The organism is Paracoccus pantotrophus (genome assembly GCF_008824185.1).
Lineage (GTDB): Bacteria > Pseudomonadota > Alphaproteobacteria > Rhodobacterales > Rhodobacteraceae > Paracoccus > Paracoccus pantotrophus.
The window spans coordinates 1,422,599-1,443,176 of sequence record NZ_CP044423.1 but is presented as its reverse complement, the minus strand read 5'-3'; the positions used below and the strand labels follow the sequence as shown (position 1 = coordinate 1,443,176).

Annotated in this window: 24 protein-coding genes and 1 pseudogene; 9 read left to right on the top strand and 16 right to left on the bottom strand. The window is 67.1% G+C overall.

Going from position 1 to position 20,578, the window contains the following annotated elements:
• Positions 1-2: 2 nt before the first annotated feature.
• The 6 genes and pseudogenes from ESD82_RS06990 to ESD82_RS06965 form a co-directional block, all read right to left on the bottom strand.
• The gene (locus ESD82_RS06990; protein ID WP_024845911.1) at positions 3-566 is read right to left on the bottom strand and encodes a TRAP transporter small permease; all 564 of its coding nucleotides are present in this window, start codon (positions 564-566) and stop codon (positions 3-5) included.
• A complete protein-coding gene (locus ESD82_RS06985; protein WP_024845912.1) occupies positions 563-1,531 on the bottom strand; it encodes a TRAP transporter substrate-binding protein in 969 nt (322 codons plus the stop codon). The genes ESD82_RS06990 and ESD82_RS06985 overlap by 4 nt, the downstream gene beginning before the upstream one ends.
• 60 nt (positions 1,532-1,591) lie before the next feature.
• The gene (locus ESD82_RS06980; protein WP_147428691.1) at positions 1,592-2,344 is read right to left on the bottom strand and encodes an SDR family NAD(P)-dependent oxidoreductase; all 753 of its coding nucleotides are present in this window, start codon (positions 2,342-2,344) and stop codon (positions 1,592-1,594) included.
• A gap of 45 nt (positions 2,345-2,389) precedes the next feature.
• Positions 2,390-3,424, bottom strand: a complete 1,035-nt coding sequence (locus ESD82_RS06975; protein WP_147428692.1) for a transketolase family protein — start codon at positions 3,422-3,424, stop codon at positions 2,390-2,392.
• On the bottom strand, positions 3,421-4,275 hold the full coding sequence (locus ESD82_RS06970) for a transketolase (RefSeq protein ID WP_147428693.1): 855 nt from the start codon (positions 4,273-4,275) through the stop codon (positions 3,421-3,423). The genes ESD82_RS06975 and ESD82_RS06970 overlap by 4 nt, the downstream gene beginning before the upstream one ends.
• Before the next feature lie 122 nt (positions 4,276-4,397).
• A pseudogene (locus tag ESD82_RS06965) lies at positions 4,398-4,979 on the bottom strand (homogentisate 1,2-dioxygenase domain-containing protein); the annotation flags it as partial.
• 124 nt (positions 4,980-5,103) lie between these two features.
• On the opposite strand from ESD82_RS06965, the gene ESD82_RS21965 reads away from it, so the two are divergent.
• Complete coding sequence (locus tag ESD82_RS21965) at positions 5,104-5,301, top strand: MarR family winged helix-turn-helix transcriptional regulator (RefSeq protein ID WP_208852036.1); 198 nt, start codon at positions 5,104-5,106, stop codon at positions 5,299-5,301.
• 60 nt (positions 5,302-5,361) lie between these two features.
• On the opposite strand, the gene ESD82_RS06955 is transcribed toward ESD82_RS21965, so the two are convergent.
• Positions 5,362-5,574: an entericidin A/B family lipoprotein gene (locus ESD82_RS06955; protein WP_024843453.1), complete on the bottom strand. Its 213-nt coding sequence runs from the start codon at positions 5,572-5,574 to the stop codon at positions 5,362-5,364.
• Between the two features lie 267 nt (positions 5,575-5,841).
• On the opposite strand from ESD82_RS06955, the gene ESD82_RS06950 reads away from it, so the two are divergent.
• Complete coding sequence (locus tag ESD82_RS06950; protein WP_024843454.1) at positions 5,842-6,156, top strand: TraR/DksA family transcriptional regulator; 315 nt, start codon at positions 5,842-5,844, stop codon at positions 6,154-6,156.
• Positions 6,157-6,162: 6 nt separating this feature from the next.
• On the opposite strand, the gene ESD82_RS06945 is transcribed toward ESD82_RS06950, so the two are convergent.
• Positions 6,163-6,306 (bottom strand): entericidin A/B family lipoprotein, encoded by a 144-nt coding sequence (locus ESD82_RS06945; RefSeq protein ID WP_024843455.1) that lies wholly within the window; start codon positions 6,304-6,306, stop codon positions 6,163-6,165.
• Between the two features lie 108 nt (positions 6,307-6,414).
• Between ESD82_RS06945 and ESD82_RS06940 the strand changes: the two genes are divergently transcribed.
• On the top strand, positions 6,415-6,717 hold the full coding sequence (locus tag ESD82_RS06940) for a hypothetical protein (RefSeq protein WP_374328306.1): 303 nt from the start codon (positions 6,415-6,417) through the stop codon (positions 6,715-6,717).
• 18 nt (positions 6,718-6,735) lie between these two features.
• Here the strand turns inward: ESD82_RS06940 and ESD82_RS06935 are convergent, their stop codons facing one another.
• Entirely contained in the window at positions 6,736-7,500 is a 765-nt protein-coding gene (locus ESD82_RS06935; RefSeq protein ID WP_167521724.1) for an alpha/beta fold hydrolase, read from the bottom strand.
• A 73-nt stretch (positions 7,501-7,573) separates the two neighbouring features.
• Between ESD82_RS06935 and ESD82_RS06930 the strand changes: the two genes are divergently transcribed.
• Positions 7,574-7,957, top strand: a complete 384-nt coding sequence (locus ESD82_RS06930; RefSeq protein ID WP_024843458.1) for a hypothetical protein — start codon at positions 7,574-7,576, stop codon at positions 7,955-7,957.
• Positions 7,958-8,380: 423 nt separating this feature from the next.
• On the opposite strand, the gene glyA is transcribed toward ESD82_RS06930, so the two are convergent.
• Positions 8,381-9,664, bottom strand: a complete 1,284-nt coding sequence (gene glyA, locus ESD82_RS06925; protein WP_024843459.1) for a serine hydroxymethyltransferase — start codon at positions 9,662-9,664, stop codon at positions 8,381-8,383.
• Positions 9,665-9,806: 142 nt separating this feature from the next.
• Between glyA and ESD82_RS06920 the strand changes: the two genes are divergently transcribed.
• The 3 genes from ESD82_RS06920 to ESD82_RS06910 all read left to right on the top strand — a co-directional run bounded on the left by ESD82_RS06920 (position 9,807) and on the right by ESD82_RS06910 (position 12,867).
• Entirely contained in the window at positions 9,807-10,556 is a 750-nt protein-coding gene (locus ESD82_RS06920) for an NAD kinase (RefSeq protein WP_024843460.1), read from the top strand.
• Positions 10,557-10,622: 66 nt separating this feature from the next.
• On the top strand, positions 10,623-12,218 hold the full coding sequence (locus tag ESD82_RS06915) for a peptide chain release factor 3 (RefSeq protein WP_147428695.1): 1,596 nt from the start codon (positions 10,623-10,625) through the stop codon (positions 12,216-12,218).
• 148 nt (positions 12,219-12,366) lie between these two features.
• Positions 12,367-12,867, top strand: coding sequence for a hypothetical protein (locus tag ESD82_RS06910; protein ID WP_147428696.1), 501 nt, complete (start codon positions 12,367-12,369; stop codon positions 12,865-12,867).
• 90 nt (positions 12,868-12,957) lie between these two features.
• Here the strand turns inward: ESD82_RS06910 and ESD82_RS06905 are convergent, their stop codons facing one another.
• Together ESD82_RS06905 and ESD82_RS06900 are read right to left on the bottom strand one after the other, a co-directional pair.
• Positions 12,958-13,380 (bottom strand): OsmC family protein, encoded by a 423-nt coding sequence (locus ESD82_RS06905; RefSeq protein WP_024843463.1) that lies wholly within the window; start codon positions 13,378-13,380, stop codon positions 12,958-12,960.
• A 139-nt stretch (positions 13,381-13,519) separates the two neighbouring features.
• Positions 13,520-14,656, bottom strand: coding sequence for a deoxyguanosinetriphosphate triphosphohydrolase (locus ESD82_RS06900; RefSeq protein WP_024843464.1), 1,137 nt, complete (start codon positions 14,654-14,656; stop codon positions 13,520-13,522).
• Positions 14,657-14,728: 72 nt separating this feature from the next.
• Here ESD82_RS06900 and ESD82_RS06895 point away from each other — a divergent pair, with 72 nt between their 5' ends.
• Positions 14,729-15,064 (top strand): HesB/IscA family protein, encoded by a 336-nt coding sequence (locus ESD82_RS06895; protein WP_177209337.1) that lies wholly within the window; start codon positions 14,729-14,731, stop codon positions 15,062-15,064.
• A 57-nt stretch (positions 15,065-15,121) separates the two neighbouring features.
• Positions 15,122-15,907 (top strand): exodeoxyribonuclease III, encoded by a 786-nt coding sequence (xth, locus tag ESD82_RS06890; protein ID WP_147428697.1) that lies wholly within the window; start codon positions 15,122-15,124, stop codon positions 15,905-15,907.
• Between the two features lie 147 nt (positions 15,908-16,054).
• Here the strand turns inward: xth and recF are convergent, their stop codons facing one another.
• The 4 genes from recF to rpsT form a co-directional block, all read right to left on the bottom strand.
• Entirely contained in the window at positions 16,055-17,137 is a 1,083-nt protein-coding gene (recF, locus tag ESD82_RS06885; protein ID WP_147428698.1) for a DNA replication/repair protein RecF, read from the bottom strand.
• Positions 17,134-18,252, bottom strand: coding sequence for a DNA polymerase III subunit beta (gene dnaN / locus ESD82_RS06880; RefSeq protein ID WP_024843468.1), 1,119 nt, complete (start codon positions 18,250-18,252; stop codon positions 17,134-17,136). Before dnaN ends, recF begins: the two co-directional genes overlap by 4 nt.
• Positions 18,253-18,343: 91 nt before the next feature.
• The gene (gene dnaA, locus ESD82_RS06875; protein ID WP_147428699.1) at positions 18,344-19,687 is read right to left on the bottom strand and encodes a chromosomal replication initiator protein DnaA; all 1,344 of its coding nucleotides are present in this window, start codon (positions 19,685-19,687) and stop codon (positions 18,344-18,346) included.
• A 510-nt stretch (positions 19,688-20,197) separates the two neighbouring features.
• Positions 20,198-20,467 carry a 30S ribosomal protein S20 gene (gene rpsT / locus ESD82_RS06870; RefSeq protein ID WP_024843470.1) on the bottom strand — a complete coding sequence of 90 codons (270 nt, stop codon included), beginning with the start codon at positions 20,465-20,467 and terminating at the stop codon, positions 20,198-20,200.
• Positions 20,468-20,578 lie beyond the last annotated feature (111 nt).

Sequence of the window (20,578 nt, the reverse complement as noted above, 5' to 3'; positions counted from 1 at the left end):
CCTCAGCTCAGGCTAGAAGCGGTTTCGACATAGCGCAGCGTCCGCCCCATCAGCGCGGCGATCAGGTCGCAGGCGCAGATCACGGCGATGCCGCCGAAGCCGTAGACGAGGCTGGCATAGCCCCAAAGCTGGCTGATCCCGCCCAGGGCGCTGAGACGCTGGTATTGCGCTGCGCGGATGATCGGGAACGCGGACCAGACCACGAAGACCGAGATCAGCAGCGTCAGCACCGAAACGAGGATGAACAGCACCCTGCGGCCGCTGTCGGACAGCAGGTCCGGCAGGATGGTGATGGCGATGTTGCGGCTGTGGACGGTGGCGATCACCACCCCGCCCGCGATCATCCAGGGCAGCAGGATGGCATGGATTTCATAGGCCCAATCCAGCCCCTGGCCATAGACATAGCGCAGGACAACATTGGCCATCAGCCCCACGAAAAGCACGATCAGGGTCGCGACGCAGACCAGCCGCCCCGACATGTCCAGTGCCGCGACGATGCCGCGCAGGACGGGGGGCGCCGGGCGTCCCTCCTTTCCGGCGGTGTCGGGATGAAGCGCGCCGGTCATTTTGCGGACTCGGCGATGATCGCATCGACCAGTTCCGGGAAGCGGGCGCGATATTCGTCATAGACCCCCGCCGTCGCGTCGATGAAAGCCTGACGATCTTCGAGTTCGGTGACGATGGCGCCCTCGGCCTCCAGCTTCTGGCGGACCTCCACCTCCTGCTCTTCGGCAGTCTGCCTCTGGAACGCCGTCGCCTCGTCGGCGGAGGTCTGGACGCAATCCTGATCCTCGGGCGACAGCGACGCCCACCAGGCCATGCTGGCCAGCAGCGGCGAGGTCTCGTATTTATGGCCGGTCAGCGAGATATGTCTGGTGATCTCGTGCAGCTTGGACGAATAGATGTTCGTCAGCGGGTTCTCCTGCGCCTCGAAGACCCCCGATTGCAGCGCGGTCGGCAGTTCCGCGAAGGTCAGCGGCGCCGGGTTCGCGCCAAGCGCCTTGAAGATCGCGATGGTCATGTCGTCGGGCGGCGTGCGGATCTTGACGCCCTTGAGGTCGGCCGGCGTGGTGATCGACCGGGACAGGTGGCTGACATGGCGGATGCCGTTGTCCCAGAAGCCCAGCAGCTTCAGCCCGGCATTCTGCGCCCTTTCGTCGATCTGCGCCCTGATCTCGCCGTCGATCGCCTTCCAGGCGCTGGGCGCATCGGCGAACAGGAAGGGCAGGCCGATCACGTTCAACTCGGGCACGATCTGCGCCGTGGCGCCCTGGCTGTTGGCGGTGATCTGGATCACATTGGCCGAGGTCGAGGTCAGCGCCTCGACATCGTCGCCCATCGTCGCGGCGCCCGCCACGTTGACGGTGATGCGGCCCTGGGTGCAGGCCGACAGCTTTTCGGCGAAGAACTCGGCCGCCAGCGAGCGCGGATTGCCCGGCGGCTGCGCATGGGCCAGGATGATGGTGTCGGCGGCGGCGGCACCGGCAAAGACGGTGCTGGACAGGATTGCCCCAAGGATGGTGCAGTTCATGGTGGTTCCTCCCAATGAGCAGATGATGGGCCTGCCGCCCCCTCGCGGCAGGCCGGTCCTTCAGTGGATGAGCGAGCCGCCGTTCACGTCGACCTCGGTTCCGGTGCAATAGGACGCCAGATCCGAGGCCAGAAACAGGCAGCAGCCCGCGACATCGCGCGCCTCGCCGGCGCGGCCCATCGGGATGCCGGCAAGGATGCCGTCCATCATCTCGGGCGTCAGCTTGCCGGCGGTGATGTCGGTGGCGATGAAGCCGGGGCAGACCGCGTTCACGCGGATGTTCTGCGGCGCCAGTTCGCGCGCCATGGCCTTGGTCAGGCCCAGCACGCCGGCCTTGGCCGCCGAGTAATGCGGCCCGCCGAAGATGCCGCCGCCACGCTGCGCCGAGACCGAGGACAGGTTGACGATGCTGCCCGCCTTCCGTTCGCGCATGGCGGGAATGACCGCCTGGCTCATGTAGAGCGTGCCGCGCAGGTTCACGTCCAGAACCGCGTCATAGTTTCCGGGCGCGATATCCATCACCTTCAGCGGCTGCGTGATGCCGGCATTGTTGACCAGCACGTCGATGCGGCCCCAGCGTTGCAGCAACGCGTCCGCCGCGCGTCTGCAGGCGTCGAGGTCGGTCACGTCGCAGGCCAGCCCGACATGGCCTTCGCCCAGATCCGCTGCAGCCGCCCTGGCCTGATCGGCATCGAGGTCCAGAATGGCGACGGTGGCGCCATGTTCGGCAAAGAGTTGTGCCGTGGCCTTGCCCAGGCCGCGTGGCGAAGCCGCGCCCGTCACCACCGCGAATTTTCCTTCCAGCAGGCCCATGGCCTTCTCCTCCTGATTGATTCCGTGATTGAGTGACAGGCAGGCTTACAGCCAGCCCTTGATGCGTTCGGCGATCTTGCCGACCGTCAGGCCGTACATCTCGTGCAGGGTCGGCAGGGCGCCGGCCTCCAGGAACTGGTCCGGCAGGCCGATCATGCGGAAGGCCGGCGTGACGCCATTGCGCAGCAACGTGGTGGCGACGGCCTCGCCCAGGCCGCCGACGACGGTGTGGTTCTCGGCCGTGACCACCAGCCGCCCGCCCTTGCGGGCCTCGACCAGGATCGTCTCGGTATCCAGCGGCTTGATCGTCGGCACATGCAGCACCGCCGCATCGACCCCATCGCGGGCCAGCGCCTCGGCGGCATCCAGCGCGCGCATGGTCATGAACCCGGTCGAGACGATCAGCACGTCCTTGCCTTCGCGGATCACCTGCGCCTTGCCCAACTGGAACCTGTAGTCCGGCTTGTGGCGGGTCAGCACCGAGGGCACCTTGCCGCGCGGCAGCCGGCTGTAGACCGGGCCGTCATGGGCGGCGATCTGCGGCACCATGCCGATGATGTCGTCGGCGTCGCAGGGATCGATGACGGTCATGTTCGGCAACCCGCGGAAGATCGCCAGATCCTCGGTCGCCTGGTGGCTGGGGCCGTAGCCGGTGGTCAGGCCCGGCAGGGCGCAGACGATCTTGACCGGCAGGTTCTCCTCGGCGATGGCCATGGCGATGAAGTCATAGGCGCGGCGGCTGGCAAAGACCGCATAGGTCGTCGCAAAGGGGTTGAAGCCCTCGCGCGCCAACCCGGCGGCGGCCGACATCAGCAGCTGCTCGGCCATGCCCATCTGGTAGAAACGGTCGGGCATCGCCTGCGCGAAGATGTGCAGGTCGGTATATTTGGCCAGGTCGGCGGACAGGCCGACGATCCTGTCGTCCCGCTTCGCCGCCTCGACCAGCGCATGGCCGAAGGGTGCCGCCACGGTGTCATAGCCCTCGGCCGCCAGCGAGGCGATCATCGCCGTGGTCGCCACGCGCGGCCCCTCGGGCAGCTTGCGCGGTTCGTATTTGCGCTTCATGGATGCCAGCGTCATTGCGGTTTCCCCTCTTCCAGAACGGCCAGGGCCTTGGCCCATTCATCGGCTTCGACGCGAACGAAATGCGTGATCTCGCGCTTCTCCAGGAAATCGACGCCCTTGCACATTGTGGTGTCGAAGATGATCACGCGGGGGCCGGGGTGGTCGGTGGACCGCGCCGCATCGAAGGCGGCGACCACGGCATCCAGATCGTTGCCGTCGACCCGTTGCGCGTGCCAGCCGAAGGTTTCCCATTTGGCACGCTCGTCGCCCTGGGCCAGCGCGGCGGTCGATTTTCCGTCGGCCTGCTGGTCGTTGAAATCGACAAGGCAGATCAGGTTGTCCAGCCTATGCTGGACGCCGGACATCACCGCCTCCCAGGTCGATCCCTCGCCCAGCTCGCCATCCGACATCAGGTTGTAGACGAAGGCCGAACTGTTCTTGCGCTTCAGCCCCATCGCCATGCCGACGGCGATGCCGAGGCCATGGCCCAGGGAACCGCCGGTGATCTCCATCCCCGGCGTATAGGAGGCCATGCCCGACATCGGCATGCGGGAATCGTCCATGCCGTAGGTTTCAAGCTCTTCCTCGGGCAGGATGCCGGCTTCCATCAGCACGGCGTAAAGCGCGATGGCGTAATGCCCGATCGACAGCAGGAAGCGGTCGCGGCCTTCCCATTCCGGATCCTTCGGATCGTATTTCAACGCGTGGAAATAGGATGCGGCCAGCACATCGGCCACGCCGAGCGCCTGGCCGATATAGCCCTGTCTCTGCACCTCGCCCATCAGCAGGGCCTTGCGACGAATATTCCATGCCCGCAGCGCCAACGAAACGTTGGACGCCGCAGAAGCGCGGCTGGCAACTGTCATGAGTTCCTCCCATCGGCTCGTGCCGTGGAAGAAACCTAGCAATGCGCCCTATCCCGAGTCTTGTATGGATTATTGATAGATTGTTAAGCTGTACTTAAGGTATCCCGCTTGGCTTTGGGCTTTCACTTCCCGCCCGGCGTGCCGTCGAACTTCTTCTCCAGCTTTTTCCAGACCTCGATATAGTCCTTCTGCATCGGGGCCTCGCGGGCGGCGAATTCGGTCAGGTGCTGGGGAAAGCGGGTCTCGAACATGAAGGACATGGTGTCGTCCAGCTTCTCGGGCTTCAGTTCCGCGTTGGAGGCCCCCTCGAAGGCGTCGCGATCCGGGCCGTGCGGCAGCATGCAATTGTGCAGGCTGATGCCGCCCGGCGCGAAGCCCTGCGGCTTGGCGTCATAGATGCCGTGGATATTGCCCATCAGCTCGGACATGATGTTCTTGTGATACCAGGGCGGGCGGAAGCTGTGTTCGGCCACCTGCCAGCGTTCCCGGAACAGCACGAAGTCGATATTCGCCGTCCCCTCCTGCCCCGAGGGCGCGGTCAGCACGGTGAAGATCGACGGGTCGGGATGGTCGAACAGCACCGCACCCACCGGCGCATAGGTCCGCAGGTCGTATTTGCAGGGGCAGTAATTGCCGTGCCAGGCCACCACGTCCAGCGGGCTGTGGTCGATCCAGGTCTCGTGGAACCGGCCGCACCACTTGATGACCGCATGGCGGCTGCTGGCGCATCTGGCCCATTGCGGCGCGGTCAGCGTGCGCGCATCCATGCCCGTGTGCACCTGGACAAGTCGGTACTCAGCCGCGTCGCGGCTGCAAGAGGCGGGATGGGTGCGCAAATCGGGAAACGCGGCCGACCGCCGCCCGGTCGTGCTGGAGCTGGCGCCCGAGGGCCGGGCGCTGATGGCGCGGCTCGGGCGCATCGCCCAGGCCTTCCGGGCCAAGCTGTTGGCCGGACTGGGGCCGGAGGCCGGCGTCCTGGACCGGCTCCTGTCGCGGCTGGCCGGCACGGAAACCGGCACGCCCTAGCCTGTAGCGCCAAGGCCCGGAACGCCCCGCAGGGACGGCCTGGCGCGGGGCGCTTGCCGGTCAATAGGGCGCGGGTGCCGCTTCCGGCGGTGCATAGGGGGCGGGCGCGGCCCCATAGGGGGCCGGTTGCCCCATCTGCACCTGGCTGTTGGCCGCCTGTTCGCTCAGCAACTGCCCCGCGGTCTGCATGTCGCGCCCCGCGCCCTGCATCGTTTCGCAACCCGCGACTGCCATTCCGGCCAGGCAAAGGCCGACCGTGATCATCCGACGCATCCTTGTTCCTTTCTTCTTTCCTGCTCGTTGCCGGCAAAGCCTAGCTTGCTCGACAGGCCGCTCAAGCCGGAGCCGGGCCTGCCGGCGACCGATCGGCAAGGAATGTCTTGAAATCGGCGACCCCGCCGGCGGATCCCGGCCGATTTCGTCCCGTGCAGGGGATGGCCGCTTTGCCGCGGCGGTCGCGGCACCGTGACAACTTGACGCAAGTCATATCGGGCGCGGCGCGACCGGGGCAGAAGGAAGACGGTCAAGAGGGGAAAATCCATGGTTCCAGATATGCGCAAGACCATGCTGCTGATGCGCCGCAAGGCCCTTCTTGCCGATCTTGCCTGCATCGGGGATGCGCTGCGGGTTGCCCCGGCCCCCGATTCGCGCAGGGCGGGCGGCGCGCAAGAGAATATCTTGCAGGCGCTCGGCAAGGTTCAGCGCATCGAGGTGGCGCGTATCGAGGCAGCCCTGCGCCGCATGGAAAGCGGCGATTACGGGATTTGCACCGGCTGCGGAACCACCATTGCGCCGGCGCGGCTGGACCTGCTGCCTGACACGCCGGTTTGCGGGGATTGCGCCAGCGCCGCCTGAGGCGGTTCACATGCCCGCCTGGGCTTCCTGGCTTTCCCGGCTGATCGCCTGCCCGGCGCTTTGCAGGTCGCGCCCGGCGCCCTGCACCGTCTGGCAGGCGGCCAGGGCCAGCAGCGCAAGCAGGGGCGAAACGTGAATAATTTTACGCATATTCAATCTCCTGCGGGTTTTCCCTTGGGATCAACGCCTGCCCTTGGCCGCGGTTCCCCGCCCATTAAGGGTTTCTTAACCGGTGGCCGCTAGACAGGTGCCATGCGTGTGATTCTGCTTCTTGTGCTGTTCCTTTCCGCCTGTGCCTCGCCCGCACCGCAGTTTTTCGGTGCCCAGCGGCATGACATCACGCTGGAGGGCATCCGCTTTGCCGTCTTCCACGACGCCAGCCAGGCAGAGGTGATCCGCCTGGGATATCTTGGCCGGGATGCGCGGGCGGCGGTGCCGGAGCTGATGGTGATCGCCGCCGAGCGGACGACCGGATGCCAGGCGGTTCCGAACAGCCTGCGCAGCCGCATCCCCGGCGATACCGGCGAGGCGCGGCTGTCGCTGCGCTGTCCCGGCGGCTGAGATTCGCGCGGCGGCCGGTCAGTCCAGGAATGCCGCCACCGCCTCGGCGACCTCGGCCGGGCGGTCCGCATGCAGCCAATGCCCCGCGCCGGGAATGAGGCGGATCTCGGCCTGGGGGAAATATTCGCGGATCGCCTCGAGCTGCGGCGCGCGGCAGTAATCCGAATCTTCGCCCGCCAGGAACAGCGCGGGACCGGTGAAACCGCCCCTGGGCGCCACCGGCCAGCCGACCAGTTGGGGCATCTGGTCCCGCAGCGCCGGCAGGTTGAACTTCCAGCGCGGCGGATCGGCCTTCAAGTCCAGCGATTGCAGCAGAAATGCCCGCACGCCCGGATCGGCGACATGCCGGGCCAACCGCGCATCGGCCTCGGAGCGCAGGCGAAGCCCGGCAAGGTCCACCGCCTCCATGGCGTCGATCAGCCCGCTCTGGCTGTGGCCATAGGCGAAGGGGGCGATGTCCATGACGACAAGGCGGCGCACCAGGTCGGGCTGCGTCAGCGCCAGCATCATCGCGGCCTTGCCGCCCATCGAATGCCCCAGCACATCCGCCCGCCCGCCCTGCGCCGCGATCACCTGGGCCAGGTCGCCGGCCAGCGCGGCATAGCCATGGTCGGGGTCGTGGAAACTGTCGCCATGGTTGCGCATGTCGACCGAGATCACCCGCCGGCTTTCGCCCAGGCGTCGCGCAAGACCGCCGAGATTGCGCCCCGATCCGAACAGCCCATGCGCCAGCAGCACCGGCGGCCGATCCGAATCCATTCCAGTCATGGTCATGTTCAGCATCATGCGCGCACCCTAGCGGCACTGGCGAAGCGGCGCCAGAGGCGCTAGCCTTGGCGAAAACGGGATGGGGGCGATGGGCATCGAAAGCATCCGGCCGATGGCGGACGAGGTGGCCAGCCTGATGGCGGCGCGGTTCGGCGGTCTCAGGCGCGGCCAGCAGGCCGATCTGGAAAGCATGCTGCGCAAGCGCGGCGCCGCGCTGCCGCGGCGGCTGCGGCGCGAGGCGCGCATCCTGGCCGAGGCCGATCGCAAGGCCGGCCAGCCCAAGCTGGCGCGCCAGGTGGATTTCGCGCGGCTGGAGCATGCGCATAAGGCGCTGACGGCCTATCTGCGGCCGCTGGGCCAGGGGATGCGGCTGCGGGGCGGGGCGGCCAGCATCGCGGCAAGCGTGCTGTTCGGCCTGTTGCTGCTGGGTGCCGTCGCCATTTGGATCATGATGCGGCGCGGGCTGATCTGAAGGCCGCCACAGGGATGCGCCGTGCGGGAGCCAGCTGTTGCCGGCATTCCGGAAAAGCGCGGCTGCCGGCTCCGTCGTGATATGGGCCCGGCATCGCAGCAGCCTCCATACCCGCGCCGGGCCGACGGGTTGCTTGGCGGCTGGAGCGGCGCAGCGGTCAAGCGCGCCGGAAGCGACCCCAGGCAGGGAATGCGGCCATCATGGAGCCGCACCAGCGACGGCCGGGGGCGCCGGAATATCCAGCGCCGGAATATCGGCGCCGCGGGTCATGCGATGCGGCCTTGCTCCGACCTGCACCTGTTCCCCGCGACAAGCCCGGAGCAGAGCCGCAACGGCTGGTCCCGTGCGCATCAAGACCCCGCCCGCAACGTCGGGCAGGGCGCTGGGCGGGGCGGGTCCGGGTGAACCCGCCCCGCGCCGGGATCACATGCCGTTATAAAGCGGGAAACGGGCGCAAAGCGCCTCGACCTCGGCCTTGACGCGGGCCTCCACCTCGGCATTGCCTTCCTCGCCATTGGCGGCCAGGCCGTCGACGACCTCGACGATCCAGCGGGCGATCTGGCGGAACTCCTCTTCCTTGAAGCCGCGGGTGGTGCCGGCGGGTGCGCCGAGCCGGATGCCCGAGGTCACGAAGGGCTTTTCCGGGTCAAAGGGCACGCCGTTCTTGTTGCAGGTGATATGGGCGCGACCCAGCGCCGCCTCGGTCGCCTTGCCGGTCACGCCTTTCGGGCGCAGGTCGGCCAGGCACAGGTGGTTGTCGGTGCCGCCCGAGACGATGTCGATGCCGCCCTTCATCAGCTCGTCCGCCATGGCGCGGGCATTGGCGACGACCTGCGCGGCATAGTCCTTGAACTCGGGGCGCAGCGCCTCGCCGAAGGCCACGGCCTTGGCGGCGATGACATGCATCAGCGGGCCGCCCTGCAGGCCGGGGAACACCGCCGAGTTGATCTTCTTGGCGATCTCGGCATCGTTGGTCAGCACCATGCCGCCGCGCGGGCCGCGCAGCGATTTATGCGTGGTGGTGGTCACGACATGGGCATGCGGCAGCGGCGAGGGATGCTGGCCGCCGGCCACCAGGCCCGCGATATGGGCCATGTCGACCATCAGCCAGGCCCCGACCTCGTCGGCGATCTTGCGGAACTCGGCCCAGTCCCAGACGCGCGAATAGGCGGTGCCGCCGGCCAGGATCAGCTTGGGCTTGTGTTCATGCGCCGACTTGCGGATCTCGTCCATGTCCAGCAGCTGGTCCTGCTGGCGCACGCCGTAGCTGACGACGTTGAACCACTTGCCCGACATGTTGACCGGCGAGCCATGCGTCAGGTGCCCGCCCGAATTGAGGTCCAGCCCCATGAAGGTGTCGCCCGGCTGCAACAGCGCCAGGAACACCGCCTGGTTCATCTGGCTGCCCGAGTTCGGCTGGACGTTGGCATAGGCGCAATCGAACAGTTCCTTGGCGCGTTCGATCGCCAGGGTCTCGACGATGTCGACATATTGGCAGCCGCCGTAATAGCGCTTGCCCGGATAGCCCTCGGCATATTTGTTGGTCAGCACCGAGCCCTGCGCTTCCAGCACGGCCTTGGAGACGATGTTTTCCGAGGCGATGAGCTCGATCTCGTCGCGCTGGCGGCCGAGTTCCTTGCGGATGGCGCCGAAGATGTCGGGGTCGCGGCTGTCCAGCGTCTCGGTGAAGAATCCGGTATCGGTCATCTGGTCCTCATGCAAAAAGCGGCTCGCCGGCCTTCTAGCGCCTTTCGCCGCGCCCCGCTAGGACGGATGCGACGCCTTGATGGTAGATATCCCATGCGTCGCCGGGACTTGCTTCCGCCCGGCGGCTGGCCATGATGGCCGCATGAAGATGCATTTCATCGCCTCCAGTACCGAAACCGCCGTGACCGCGGCCGAGACGCTGTCGGCGCGCTACGGCCATGTGCCGATCCGCGAGGCCGAGGTGATCGTGGCGCTGGGCGGCGACGGGCTGATGCTGTCGGTCATGCACCAGAACCGCGGCCTGCCGGTCTATGGCATGAACCGGGGCACGGTGGGCTTTCTGATGAATGCCTATTGCGAGGACGATCTGCCCGGCCGCATCCGCGCCGCCGAGGAAACCGTGGTCAACCCCTTGGCCATGACCGCCGGCACCACCGACGGGCACGAGCATTGCGCGCTGGCGATCAACGAGGTCAGCATGCTGCGCGCCGGCCCGCAGGCGGCGCGGCTGCGCATCAGCGTGAACGGCCGGGTGCGCATGGAGGAGCTGATCTGCGACGGCGCGCTGCTCTCCACCCCCGCCGGCTCGACCGCCTACAATTATTCGGCGAACGGGCCGATCCTGCCGCTCGGTTCGGATGTGCTGGCGCTGACCGCCATCGCGCCCTTCCGGCCGCGGCGCTGGCGCGGCGCCATCCTGCCCAAGTCGGCGACGGTGCGCATCGACGTGCTCGACCCCGACAAGCGCCCGGTGATGGCCGATGCCGATTCGCGCGGCGTCGACTCGGTGCTCTGGGTCGAGATCCGTTCCGAGAACACCATCCGGCACCGGCTGCTTTTCGATCCCGGCCACGGGCTCGAGGAACGGCTGATCCGCGAACAATTCGTCTGAGGCCGGATTCCGTTTGAGCCGCGATTCCATTTGAGACTGCGCGCGCCGCGCGCTAAAGCGCGGGGCATGATGAACCGTCCCGATCTTCCGCCCGAAATCGCCCGCCGCCGCACCTTTGCGATCATCTCGCACCCGGACGCGGGCAAGACCACGCTGACCGAGAAGTTCCTGCTGTTCGGCGGCGCGATCCAGATGGCCGGCCAGGTCCGCGCCAAGGGCGAGGCGCGGCGCACCCGCTCGGACTTCATGAAGATGGAGCAGGACCGGGGGATCTCGGTTTCCGCCTCGGCCATGAGCTTCGATTTCGGGCCCTATCGCTTCAACCTGGTGGACACGCCCGGCCACAGCGATTTCTCCGAGGATACCTATCGCACGCTGACGGCGGTGGACGCCGCGATCATGGTCATCGACGGCGCCAAGGGCGTCGAAAGCCAGACCCGCAAGCTGTTCGAGGTCTGCCGGCTGCGCGACCTGCCGATCCTGACCTTCTGCAACAAGATGGACCGCGAAAGCCGCGACACCTTCGAGATCATCGACGAGATCCAGGAAAACCTGGCCATCGACGTGGCGCCGGTCAGCTGGCCCATCGGCATGGGCCGCGACTTCATCGGCGCCTATGATCTCTTGCACGACCGGCTGGAGATCATGGACCGCGCCGACCGCAACAAGGTGGCCGAGTCGATCCAGATTTCCGGCCTGGACGACCCGAAGCTGGCCGATCACGTCCCCGCCGAACTGCTGGAGAAGCTGCGCGAAGAGCTGGAGATGGCGCGCGAACTCTTGCCCGCCTTCGACCGCAAGTCCTTTCTGGAAGGGCACATGACGCCGATCTGGTTCGGCTCGGCCATTAACAGCTTCGGCGTCAAGGAGCTGATGACCGGCATCGGCGAGTTCGGCCCGCAGCCGCAGCCGCAGAACGCCGCCGAGCGCCAGATCGCGCCCGAGGAAAAGCCGGTGACCGGCTTCGTCTTCAAGGTGCAGGCCAACATGGATCCCAAGCATCGCGACCGTGTGGCCTTCGTCCGCCTGGCCTCGGGGCATTTCGAGCGGGGGATGAAGCTTCTGCACGTGCGCTCGAAAAAGCCGATGGCGGTATCGAACCCGGTGCTGTTCCTGGCCGCCGATCGCGAACTGGCCGAGGAGGCCTGGGCCGGCGACATCATCGGCATCCCCAACCACGGCCAGTTGCGCATCGGCGATGCGCTGACCGAGGGCGAGGCGCTGCGCTTCACCGGCATCCCGAGCTTTGCGCCGGAACTGCTGCAGACCGTGCGCGCGGGCGATCCGATGAAAGCCAAGCATCTGGAAAAGGCGCTGATGCAATTCGCCGAGGAGGGCGCGGCCAAGGTGTTCAAGCCGATGATCGGCTCGGGCTTCATCGTCGGCGTGGTGGGCGCGCTGCAATTCGAGGTGCTGGCGAGCCGGATCGAGCTGGAATACGGCCTGCCGGTGCGCTTCGAATCCTCGCAATTCACCAGCGCCCGCTGGGTGTCCGGGCCCAAGGATAAGGTCGAGACCTTTGCCAATGCCAACAAGGGCCACATGGCGCAGGACCACGACGGCGACCTGGTTTACCTGACCCGCCTGCAATGGGACATCGACCGCGTCGGGCGCGACCACCCCGAATTGAAGCTGACGGCGACGAAGGAAATGATGGTGTAAGCCTTTATCGCCAAAGATTGGTGACGGTCCAGAAAGAGCCCTGGCCTTCTCGATAGGCATCTTGTCGAGTTCCGGCACTTACGTCGCAGCTTGCATGTCGCGCCAACCCGCTATTATGTCTGCTTTGTTTAATCAGTGAGGTCGTTTCATGTATCGCAATCGCTTGCTTGCCGCCTTTACGCTGACCCTGATGCTGGCGGCTTGCGGTGAAGCCCCCAGCGTTGCGCCGCCGTCGGCGGCTGCAAGGCTCGACACCAGGATCATGAGCCTTGCCGCCCAACGCTTCGATCAGTTCTGCATCGCTAGCATTGGCGGCAAGCCGGATGGGGTGGACCTCGCCAATGTCTATTACAAGGCGAGCCCGATTCCACCGCTCGGCGCGCTCAAGGTCAGCCTGGACCGGAATGCCGAGGACATCGGCGTACAATTCGACACGCGCCGCAATGGCTGCATGGTCACGTCGTCGCAAGGTAAGGCGCCGAACGGTAAGGCCGAGCTGAGGGCGCTTGCCGAGGCTTACGCTGCCCGGAACGGCGGCACGGTCCAGGCGCATTCCGATTCGGTAATCACCGTCAAGACGCCCGCGCGTTCGGCAAGGTTCCAGTTCTGGGATGCCAGGGACGGCCTGTCCTTTCTGGTCGAATCGTAAGGCGGCTCCGGGCGCAGGCCCGCGGCATGCCGGTGGAGCCAATGACCGCGACCATGCGGCGCACAGCCGCGCCGCATGGCATGGCCGACCTTACCCCACCGTCACGTCCATCGTCACCTCGGCATTCAGCACCCTGCTGACCGGGCAGCCCTTTTCGGCCTTGCGGGCGCATTCTTCGATCACCGCCCTGTCGCCGTCGCCCCAGATCCGGGTGTTCAGATGCGCTGTCTTGATGGCGAAGCCGTCGCCCTCCTTGGCCAGCCCGATCTCGGAGGTCGTCTCGATCCGCACATTGCCGATCCCCGCCTCTTGCAGGATCGCCGACAGAGCCATGCTGAAACAGGCCGCATGGGCCGCGCCGATCAGTTCCTCGGGGTTGGTGCCGGGCAGGCCCTCGAAGCGGGTGTTGAAGCCATAGGGCTGGCTGCTCAGCGCCCCGGACTTGGTGGACAGCACCCCCTTGCCGTCCTTGAGCCCGCCTTCCCATTTCGCCGAACCGGAATTCACGATCATCGCCGTTCTCCTTTTCTGCCGTGACCTGCTGGCCGAACGCGCGATCCCTTGCGCGGGTTCAATCGCAAGCCCGCCGCCCGACGAAGGACGGGAACAGAAAGCGCCGGCCGGCGCGCAGCCGGCCGGACAGGCCCCGCGCTCAGCCCAGCAGGCGCTGCGCCTCCTGGATGGCGAAGCGGTCGGTCATGCCGGCGACGTAATCCAAGACCACCCGCGCGCGCCCGGTCTCGTCCCCGGCGGCCTCGGCGGCCTCGAACCAGTTCTGCGGCATTTTCGACGGATCGGCCAGGAACAGCGGGAACAGCCCGTTCAGCATCTCGGTCACGCGCCGGCGCTCGACCACCACCGAGGGGGCGCGATACATGCGCTGGAACAGGAACAGCTTGATCGCCTTGAGATTCTGGTAAAGCGGCTTGGAAAAGCGGATGATCGGCCCCTCCATGCCGCGAATGTCGTCGACGCCTTGCGGTTGCAGGCCGGCCAGGCGGTTCTGCGCGACCGCGATCACATCCTCGACCATCACGCCGAAGACGCGGCGCAGCGCCTCGTGTCGGCGCCGCATCGGTTCCAGTCCGGGATGCAGCGCATCGACCTCGGCAAAGGCCTCGCCGACCACCGGCAGCTGTGCCAGATCCGCCTCGGTGAACAGCCCCGCGCGCAGACCGTCATGCAGGTCGTGGTGGTTGTAGGCCACGTCGTCGGCCACCGCGGCCACCTGCGCCTCGGCGCTGGCATTGGTATGCAGCTCCAGATCCCATTCTGCATTCACCTCGGCCAGCGCATAGGGCAGCTCGCCCGTCACCGGCCCGTTGTGCTTGGCGATGCCCTCCAGGCTTTCCCAGGTCAGGTTCAGCCCGTCGAAATCGGCATAATGCCGTTCCAGCCGGGTCACGATGCGCAGCGCCTGGGCATTGTGGTCGAAGCCGCCATAGGGCGCCATCAGCGCCGCCAGCGCATCTTCGCCGGTATGGCCGAAGGGCGGGTGGCCCAGGTCATGCGCCAGCGCCACAGTCTCGGCCAGGTCGGTGTTCAGCCCCAGCGCGCCGGCGATGGTGCGGGCGACCTGCGCCACCTCGATCGTATGGGTCAGGCGGGTGCGGTAGTAATCCCCCTCGTGCTCGACAAAGACCTGGGTCTTGTGCTTCAGCCGACGGAAGGCGCTGGAATGGATGATGCGGTCGCGGTCGCGCTGCCAGGGGCTGCGAAAGGTGGACATGCGCTCGGGCCAGCGGCGGCCGCGGCTGTCTTCGGGCTGGCAGGCATAGGGTGCCATCATCTTGTCGCTTCCTTGCGGGGCTTCGCGGCGAACCCTATATTCCATGCCGGACGACGGAAACGGGAACGCCCCATGAACACAGGTCTGAACCTGCCCCCCAGGGTCACCGAACGCGCGTTTGCGCGCCTGGCCGAAATCAACGAGGGCGGCCCTGCCCGGCCCCTGCGGGTCGCGGTCGCGGGCGGCGGCTGCTCGGGGTTCCAGTATGACATCCGCCTGGACGAGGCGGCCGAGGACGACCTGGTGCTCAGCGGTGCCGGCCAGCGCGTCGTGGTTGATCCGGTCTCGCTGCCTTTCCTGGCCGGCGCCACCATCGATTTCGCCGACGAGCTGATCGGCGCCCGCTTCACCATCGACAACCCCAATGCCAGCTCGTCCTGCGGCTGCGGCACCTCGTTTTCGATCTGACCGCGGGTTTTCGATCCGGTCTGGCGCGGGCGCGCAGGGCCGGCTAGTCTCGCGCGCATGAAGATCGCGACATTCAACATCAACGGCGTCCGCGCCCGTATCGAGACCCTGACCGGCTGGCTCGCCGACGCCCAGCCCGATGTCGTGGTCCTGCAAGAGATCAAGACCCAGGACGAGGGCTTCCCGCGCGAACCCATCGCCGACTTGGGCTACAATATCGAAACCCACGGGCAAAAGGGCTTCAACGGCGTCGCCATCCTGTCCAAGCTGCCGCTGGAGGATGTCAGCCGCGGCCTGCCGGGCGACGAGACGGACGAGCAGGCCCGCTATATCGAGGCGACTGTGGTCGGCCATCGCGCGCTGCGCATCGCCGGGCTCTATTTGCCGAACGGCAACCCGCAGCCGGGGCCGAAATTCGACTACAAGCTGGCCTGGATGGAGCGGCTGCGCGCGCGGGGCAAGGCGCTGCTGGCGACCGAGATGCCGGCGGTGATGCTGGGCGATTACAACGTCATCCCCGAACCCCGCGACGCCGCTTTCCCGGAAAAATGGCTGGACGATGCGCTGTTCCAGCCCGAAAGCCGCGCCGCGTTGCGCCGCATCCTCTTTGACGGCTGGGCCGATGCGGTGCGTCTGCGCCATCCGGGCAGCACGCGCGGTCCCTTCACCTTCTGGGACTACCAGGCGGGCGCCTGGCAAAGGGACAACGGCATCCGCATCGACCATGTGCTGCTGTCGCCGCAAGCCGCCGACCTGCTGATCGACGTCGGCATCGACCGCGACGAACGCGCCAAGGACAAGCCCAGCGACCATGTCCCGGTCTGGATCGATCTCGACGCCTGATGCGCTTCACCGTTTGACAAATACCCAAAAGAACCTCGGCGACCCCTCGGCGGCCGGGACGGAGAGCCCGTTCTCGCGCCTGGCTGTCCATCGCGCCGGGGCAGCCGGGCCGGCAGATTGAGGGCCGTCCGCATGGGGTCCGGCCCCTCACATGCCGTCCCCGATCAGCAGCGACATGTCGCCCTCGCGCGCGACCGCAAGGGTCTGTGCCCGGCCGCGCAGCGCCTCGAACAGCTCCGGCCCGGTCCCGGTCAGCCAGGCTTGCGCATCGAGAGCGCAGATCTCGTCGTAAAGTGCTGCGCGGCGGTCGGCATCCAGATGCGCCGCGACTTCGTCCAGCAGCAGCACCGGGCTTTCACCCTCCAGCGCGCGGGCATTGGCCAGGATCAGCGACAGCAGCAGCGCCTTTTGCTCGCCGGTCGAGGATAGCGCGGCGGGCATGGCCTGCGGCCCCCAATGCGCGCCCAGATCGGCGCGATGCGGGCCGTTCAGCGTGCGGCCGGCCGCCATGTCGCGGTTGCGCCCCTCGGCCAGGCGGGCGGCGATGCTCGGTGCGTCGGGGTCGTCGGCCGCGCCTTCGCCCGGCAGCAGGGCCAGGCTGGCCGAGGGAAAGGTGGTCCCGGCCCCATCCTGCGCCGCCATGATCCGGGCGATGGCCTCCAGCCGGTTGCGCGTCAGCGCCGCGCCCGCCTCGGCCATCTGCGTCTCCAGCGCGCGATACCAGCCGGCGTCGCGCACCTCGTCGCGCAGCAGCCGGTTGCGCTCGCGCATGGCCTTGTCATAGGCCAGCGCATCCTCGGCATGGCCCGGCGCGAAGCTGAGCGTGATCCGGTCCAGGAAACGCCGCCGCTGTTCGGGCGCATCGGTCCACAGCCGGTCCATGGCGGGGGTCAGCCAGATCACCCGCATCAGCCGGCCAAGCGCCAGCTGGGTCGCGGGCTTGTCGTCGATCACCACCTCGCGCGGCTGGCCGGGCAGGGCGCGGGTCGCGACCTCCTGTTCGCCGATCCGGGCGCGGATCTGCCAGCCGACATCCGGCCCCTTGCGGGCCTGGTCGCCGGGCGCGGCGCCGCGCATGCCCCGCCCGGGCGAGAGCATCGAGATGGCTTCCAGGATATTGGTCTTGCCCGCCCCGTTCGGGCCATGGATGGCGACGGGGCGGCGGTCGGCCTCGATCTCCAGCCTGGCCCAGCTGCGGAACTGGGTCAGGTGCAGCCGGGTCAGCGTCACACGCGCATCGGCATGACGACATAGACCGCGCTGGTGTCGCCGCCCTCGCGGATCAGCGCCGCGTCGCCCGAGCCGTTGAACAGGAACACCGCGTTCTCGCGCTCGATCTGGCTGGCGATCTCGTGCAGGTATTTGGCGTTGAAGCCGATCTCCAGCGGCTCGTCGGCATAGGCGACCGGCAGTTCCTCGTCCGCCGCGCCGGCGTCGGGGGCATTCACCGACAGCACCAGCCGGTCCTCGTCCAGGGACAGCTTGACGGCGCGCGAACGTTCGCTGCTGACGGTGGCCACCCGGTCCACCGCCTTGGCGAAATCGCCGGCATCGACTTCCAGCTTGCGCGCGTTGCCTGCGGGGATCACGCGGGAATAATCCGGGAAGGTGCCGTCGATCACCTTCGAGGTCAGCGTGATGGTGGGCGTGGCGAAGCGCACCTTGGTCTCGCTGACCGAGACGGCGATCTCGGCCTCGTCGTCGTCCAGCAGCTTGCGCAGCTCGGCCACGGTCTTGCGCGGCACGATCACCCCCGGCATGTCCTCGGCGCCCATGGGCAGCGGCGCGTCGATCCGGGCCAGCCGGTGGCCGTCGGTCGCGACGCAGCGCAGGCTGGGCCCGTCCTCGGCCTGCGCGACATGCATGTAGACGCCGTTCAGGTAATAGCGGGTCTCCTCGTTCGAGATGGCGAATTTCGACTTGTCGAACAGCCGGCGCAGAACCGCCGCGGGGGCCGAGAAATTCGCGCTGTATTCCGACGAGGACATGACCGGGAAATCCTCGCGCGGCAGCGTCGCCAGGCTGAAGTTCGACCGTCCCGCCTGCACCGAAAGCCGTCCCGAGGCGGCATCCAGGCTAAGCTGCACCAGCGCGCCGTCCGGCAGCTTGCGGGCGATGTCGTTGAGCATCCCGGCCGAGACGGTGGTGGCGCCGGGCCGCTCGACCTGCGCCGCGGCGCGGTCCACGATCTCGGTATCCAGGTCGGTGGCGCGGAAGCTGACGCCTTCGGGCGTGGCTTCGATCAGCACATTGGCCAGGATCGGAATGGTGTTGCGGCGTTCGACGACGGACTGGGCCTGGGAAACGGCCTTCACCAGATCGGCACGTTCGATCGAAAATTTCATGGTCAACCCTTATGTCGTTCTGGCCTCTCCCGCACCCGGCGACGCGGGGCGCCAATGTGGCACAATCCCGCGCAAGGTCAAGCGGATGCGTTCACGCCTCCAGCAGGCGGCGCAGCAGGTCGATATCCTCGGCCAGGCTGCGGTCGGCGCTGCGCAGCTCCTCGATCTTCTTCACGCCATGCATGATGGTGGTATGGTCGCGCCCGCCGAAGCGGCGCCCGATCTCGGGCAGGCTGCGCGAGGTCATCTGCTTGGACAGGTACATGGCGATCTGCCGCGGCCGGGCAACGGTGCGCACCCGCTTGGGCCCGATCATGTCGGCCAGGCGGATGTTGTAATGCTCGGCAACCTTGCGCTGGATCTCCTCGATCGAGACCTTGCGGTCGTTGGCGCGCAGAATGTCGGCCAGGCATTCCTGGGTCATGTCCAGCGTGATCTCGCGCCCCATCAGGCTGGCAAAGGCGAAAAGCCGCTGCAGCGCGCCCTCCAGTACCCGGACGTTCGAGGTGATGCGATGGGCCAGGAATTCCAGCACGCCCGGCGCGATCTGCAAGCCGGGATACTGGGCGCGGAAACTGTCGGTCTTGCTTTGCAGGATGCCCAGGCGCAGCTCGTAATCGGTCGGGTGCAGATCCACGACCAGGCCGCATTGCAGGCGCGACTTGATGCGCTCCTCCATGTCCTTGATCTCGCCCGGCGCGCGGTCGGCCGAGATGACGATCTGCTTGCCCTGGTCCACCAGGGTGTTGAAGGTGTGGAAGAATTCCTCCTGCGTGGAATCCTTGCCGGCGATGAACTGCACGTCGTCGACCATCAGCACCGAAACGGTGCGGAACAGTTCCTTGAAATCCATCACCGTGCGGTCGCGCAGCGCCTGGACAAAGCGATACATGAACTGCTCGGCCGACAGGTAAAGCACCCGCGCCTCGGGCTGGCGGATCTGGATCTCGCGGGCGATGGCATGCATCAGGTGGGTCTTGCCCAGGCCGACGCCGCCGTAAAGGAAAAGCGGGTTGAAGGTGACGGGACCGCCCTCGGCCACGCGGCGGGCGGCGGCATGGGCCAGCTCGTTGGGCTTGCCGACGACGAAGTTCTCGAAGGTGAAGCGGCTGTCGAGCGGCGCGGCCAGCTCCTCCTCGCCGGCGGGACGGGGGGCGGGGCACTTGACGGCGGGGGCCGCAACCTGGCGGGCGGTCTGGCTGCGGGTCTCGAAGCTCAGGCGCTGCACGGGGCCGCCCATGCGGTCCAGAACCTTCAGGATGTCGTCGCTGTAATGGCGCGAGACCCAGTCGGACAGGAAACGGGTCGGGCAGGCGATGGTGGCGGTGCCGTCCTCGACGCCGGTCAGGCGCAGGGGCTCGATCCAGGTCGAGAAACTGTCGGCTCCGACGATCTTCTGAAGTTCTTCACGCGCCTGCCCCCAAAGTCTGTCCATCTCGCCCAGTTCCGTCTCTTGTCCCCACATGCCGCCGGCATTTTCCGGCGTGAGGCGATTCGGACGTCACGGCCTGAACGCAATACGTTTCGGCAACAAGAAGACCCCGCCGCCAAGGCGACGCATGGGCCATCTTGCGGCCGAAACTTGCAGACACGCGGCACAGGCCGGTGGCAGCCGGCTTGCGCTTCATCGGTAGCGGATCTTGTCCGATCCTGCTGCCACCCTGCCTGTCGGCGGCACGGCCGACGGTTCAGGGCATGTCCCCCAGGCGCGACGGTGAATCGCAGGGAACAAGCTAGCAAGAACCCCGCCCGGCCAGCAACCGATCTTCGCGCTTGACAGTCACTTTGCCTGATCGAATCTCGCAACGTGACGGCAAGATGACGCCCTTGCGGAAATTGCTGTAAAACCGGGAAAAAACCACGGTTTCCTTATGCGGAAGGGCGCGCCTGGATAGAGCGCGCCCCTGGCGTATTCCACCGATAGTTGCGAAAATGCCGCAGCGGCTCAGGCGGTGCCCAGGGCCTTAACGCGGGCCGCGAGGCGCGACATCTTGCGCGCGGCGGTATTCTTGTGGATGACGCCCTTGGTCACGCCGCGCATCAGTTCGGGCTGGGCGTTCTTCAGCGCCTCGCGGGCGATTTCGGCATTGCCGCCGGCGATGGCTTCCTCGACCTTGCGCAGGAAGGTGCGGATGCGCGAGCGGCGGGCCTTGTTGACGGCGGTGCGGCGCTCGATCTGGCGGGCGCGTTTCTTCGACTGGGGCGTATTGGCCATGGGTGCGGTCCTATCTGTTCTTCATGTCTCGGTCGCGCAAAGCCCATGGCGCCGTCCGCGAAAACGGACGGTCATGATTCTTGCCTTAAGCGGGCCCACGCGCATGTAGCC

Bases quoted from the DNA above. Each gene is read 5' to 3' on its own strand.
- ESD82_RS06975 (WP_147428692.1), bottom strand. From the start codon at position 3,424: ATGACGCTGGCATCCATGAAGCGCAAATACGAACCGCGCAAGCTGCCC.
- ESD82_RS06945 (WP_024843455.1), bottom strand. From the start codon at position 6,306: ATGCGTAAAATTATTCACGTTTCGCCCCTGCTTGCGCTGCTGGCCCTG.
- ESD82_RS06910 (WP_147428696.1), top strand. From the start codon at position 12,367: ATGTATCGCAATCGCTTGCTTGCCGCCTTTACGCTGACCCTGATGCTG.
- ESD82_RS06970 (WP_147428693.1), bottom strand. From the start codon at position 4,275: ATGACAGTTGCCAGCCGCGCTTCTGCGGCGTCCAACGTTTCGTTGGCG.
- xth (WP_147428697.1), top strand. From the start codon at position 15,122: ATGAAGATCGCGACATTCAACATCAACGGCGTCCGCGCCCGTATCGAG.
- ESD82_RS06895 (WP_177209337.1), top strand. From the start codon at position 14,729: ATGAACACAGGTCTGAACCTGCCCCCCAGGGTCACCGAACGCGCGTTT.
- ESD82_RS06915 (WP_147428695.1), top strand. From the start codon at position 10,623: ATGATGAACCGTCCCGATCTTCCGCCCGAAATCGCCCGCCGCCGCACC.
- ESD82_RS06905 (WP_024843463.1), bottom strand. From the start codon at position 13,380: ATGATCGTGAATTCCGGTTCGGCGAAATGGGAAGGCGGGCTCAAGGAC.
- dnaN (WP_024843468.1), bottom strand. From the start codon at position 18,252: ATGAAATTTTCGATCGAACGTGCCGATCTGGTGAAGGCCGTTTCCCAG.
- ESD82_RS06900 (WP_024843464.1), bottom strand. From the start codon at position 14,656: ATGATGGCACCCTATGCCTGCCAGCCCGAAGACAGCCGCGGCCGCCGC.
- ESD82_RS06990 (WP_024845911.1), bottom strand. From the start codon at position 566: ATGACCGGCGCGCTTCATCCCGACACCGCCGGAAAGGAGGGACGCCCG.
- ESD82_RS06955 (WP_024843453.1), bottom strand. From the start codon at position 5,574: ATGCGTCGGATGATCACGGTCGGCCTTTGCCTGGCCGGAATGGCAGTC.
- rpsT (WP_024843470.1), bottom strand. From the start codon at position 20,467: ATGGCCAATACGCCCCAGTCGAAGAAACGCGCCCGCCAGATCGAGCGC.
- dnaA (WP_147428699.1), bottom strand. From the start codon at position 19,687: ATGGACAGACTTTGGGGGCAGGCGCGTGAAGAACTTCAGAAGATCGTC.
- ESD82_RS06935 (WP_167521724.1), bottom strand. From the start codon at position 7,500: ATGCTGAACATGACCATGACTGGAATGGATTCGGATCGGCCGCCGGTG.
- glyA (WP_024843459.1), bottom strand. From the start codon at position 9,664: ATGACCGATACCGGATTCTTCACCGAGACGCTGGACAGCCGCGACCCC.
- ESD82_RS06920 (WP_024843460.1), top strand. From the start codon at position 9,807: ATGAAGATGCATTTCATCGCCTCCAGTACCGAAACCGCCGTGACCGCG.
- ESD82_RS06930 (WP_024843458.1), top strand. From the start codon at position 7,574: ATGGGCATCGAAAGCATCCGGCCGATGGCGGACGAGGTGGCCAGCCTG.
- ESD82_RS06985 (WP_024845912.1), bottom strand. From the start codon at position 1,531: ATGAACTGCACCATCCTTGGGGCAATCCTGTCCAGCACCGTCTTTGCC.
- ESD82_RS06980 (WP_147428691.1), bottom strand. From the start codon at position 2,344: ATGGGCCTGCTGGAAGGAAAATTCGCGGTGGTGACGGGCGCGGCTTCG.
- ESD82_RS06950 (WP_024843454.1), top strand. From the start codon at position 5,842: ATGGTTCCAGATATGCGCAAGACCATGCTGCTGATGCGCCGCAAGGCC.